The 2,199-nt window shown below is 75.6% G+C and carries 3 protein-coding genes; 2 read left to right on the plus strand and 1 reads right to left on the minus strand.

Features of this window, described 5'->3' with window-relative positions:
- Positions 1-8: 8 nt before the first annotated feature.
- Positions 9-875 carry a ketopantoate reductase family protein gene (locus ACTUAL_RS24990; protein WP_440901963.1) on the minus strand — a complete coding sequence of 289 codons (867 nt, stop codon included), beginning with the start codon at positions 873-875 and terminating at the stop codon, positions 9-11.
- A gap of 58 nt (positions 876-933) precedes the next feature.
- On the opposite strand from ACTUAL_RS24990, the gene ACTUAL_RS24995 reads away from it, so the two are divergent.
- Complete coding sequence (locus ACTUAL_RS24995) at positions 934-1,557, plus strand: TetR/AcrR family transcriptional regulator (protein ID WP_440901964.1); 624 nt, start codon at positions 934-936, stop codon at positions 1,555-1,557.
- Positions 1,558-1,820: 263 nt separating this feature from the next.
- A partial coding sequence (locus tag ACTUAL_RS25000; protein ID WP_440901965.1) for an LLM class flavin-dependent oxidoreductase occupies positions 1,821-2,199 on the plus strand: 379 nt, incomplete at its 3' end.

Consider the following 2,199-nt stretch of genomic DNA (forward strand, 5'->3'; position numbering starts at 1 on the left):
CGGCCTCCTCACCCCGCGCGCTCGCGCAGCTGCTCGACCAGCAGCGCGTTCTCGGCCGTCGCCGCGGCGGTGGGGGCCAGTCCGAGCTCGGCGATCGTCCCCCGCAGGAACCGCCGCAGCCCGGCCGCGACCAGCCCGTCCGGCATCGCCCGCAGCGCGCGGTACCCGAGCGGCGCCACCGGGGTCGGCGCGGCGGTCAGGTTCGCCTTGATCCGGCGGGCCAGCGCGAGGACCGCGTCCCGGTCGCCTGCCAGCTCCGCCGGGCCGCCCGCCGCGTCCACCGCCTGCCCGAGCGGCGCGACGAACGAGGCGTGGGTGGTCAGCCAGGCGTCCACCCCTGGCTCGGCCCGCGCGGGCAGCCCCGCGCCGCGGAACACCCGCACCACCTCCTTCAGGCGCGGGGTCACCCGCCCGTCCGGCTCGCCGACCGGCATCGTGACCAGGCGGGTCAGCGGCGTCTCGGCGCGGTGGCGCAGCACGTCGTCGACCACCCGGCCGCCCGCCGCGGGGAAGCCGAGCAGCACCCGCTCCGGCCCGAGCGCCTTCACCAGCGGCCCCGGCCCGGCCGCCCAGTTGGCCAGGAGCGCCACGTCGCCCCCGGTGTCCACCAGCGAGTCGAGCACCGGCCCGACCTGGTGCGCGCGCACGATCACGACGGTCAGGTCGTACCCGCCGCCCGGCTCGTCGACCACCCGCACCGGCACCGACCGGACCTCGGCCCGGCCCTCCTGCGCCAGCCGCACGCCGTGCGCGCGCACCGAGGCCAGCCGCGCGCCCCTGGCCAGCAGCGACACCTCGTGCCCCGCCTCGTGCAGCCTGGCGGCGAACAGGCTGCCCAGCGCGCCCGCCCCGTAGACCAGGAGCTTCACGGTCATCCCCTTCCACGCGGTCGGTCAAACGACCGTTTGACTCAAACGACCGTATGATAACCACGTGGACGCCCCCGACACCCGCACCCAGCTCCTCGACGCGGCCGAGCGCCTGTTCGCCGAACGCGGCTTCGCGGGCGCCTCGGTCCGCGCCATCACCGACCTGGCCGGGGCGAACCTGGCCGCCGTGAAGTACCACTTCGGGTCGAAGGCGGACCTGCTCGCCGCGGTGGTGCGCCGCGTCGTCGACCCGATCACCGCCGCGCAGTCCGCGGGCCTGGACCGCCTGCTGGCGCTGCCCGACCCGCCGACCGCCGCCGACCTCGTGGAGGCGTTCGCGGGCCCGCTGTTCGACGGGATGGCCGAGGGCGATGAGAGCAGGTCGCGGCTGGTCGTGGCGATCGTCTGCGATCCGGCCGAGGAGATGCGCGGCTGGACCGGGCCCGCGGAGGACGAGGTGCGCGCGCGCTACCTGGCGGCGTTCGGCCGGGCGCTGCCGGGGCTGACCCTCGACGAACTGGCGTTCCGGCTGCGCAGCGTGCTCGCGGTGACGGCGGTGGACCGGGTCGGGGCGGCGAACGGTGACACCGATCCCGAGTGCGGGCCGTCCGGGGGTGGGCGGGCGCGGCGGTGGGTGATCACGTTCCTGGCGGCGGCGATGAGCGCCCCGGCGACCGGGGCTCGCTAGAGGGCGCTGGACCACCCCCGCGTGTGCGGGGAAAACACTTGTTGACCAGCGATTTCAAGCGCTCAAGGGGTCATTTTGATCCGGTTCGTCGCAGTCTCGGTTTCCCCGGCCGGTACCGCGACTAGAGCCTGGCGTGCCCAGCGTCGCTCATCATCATCGCCCACGCCCCGGCGCCCCCACCCCACACCCCACCCACCCCAACCCCCCACCCCAAGTGATCATCCCCAGGTTCACCCGCCCGAGCGACGGGGTATCGCCTGTCCATGACCGTTTTGGGCGTTCACGCCTCCCACGAGCAGATCCACCCGACCGGACTGCTGGACGCCGTGCGCAAGGCCGAGGAAGTCGGCTTCGACGCCGCCATGTGCTCCGACCACTTCGCCCCGTGGAGCGCCCGCCAGGGCCAGTCCGCCCTCGCCTGGGCCTGGCTCGGCGCCGCGCTCCAGGCCACGAACCTCCCCATGGGCGTCGTCAACGCCCCCGGCCAGCGCTACCACCCGGCGATCATCGCCCAGGCCATCGCCACCCTCGGCGCCATGTACCCCGGCCGCGTGTGGGCCGCGCGCGGCACCGGCGAGGCCGCCCACGAGCACATCACCGGCGACCCCAGGCCCCCCCAGGACCAGCGCGCCGAGCGCCGGC

The organism is Actinosynnema sp. (assembly GCF_052038725.1).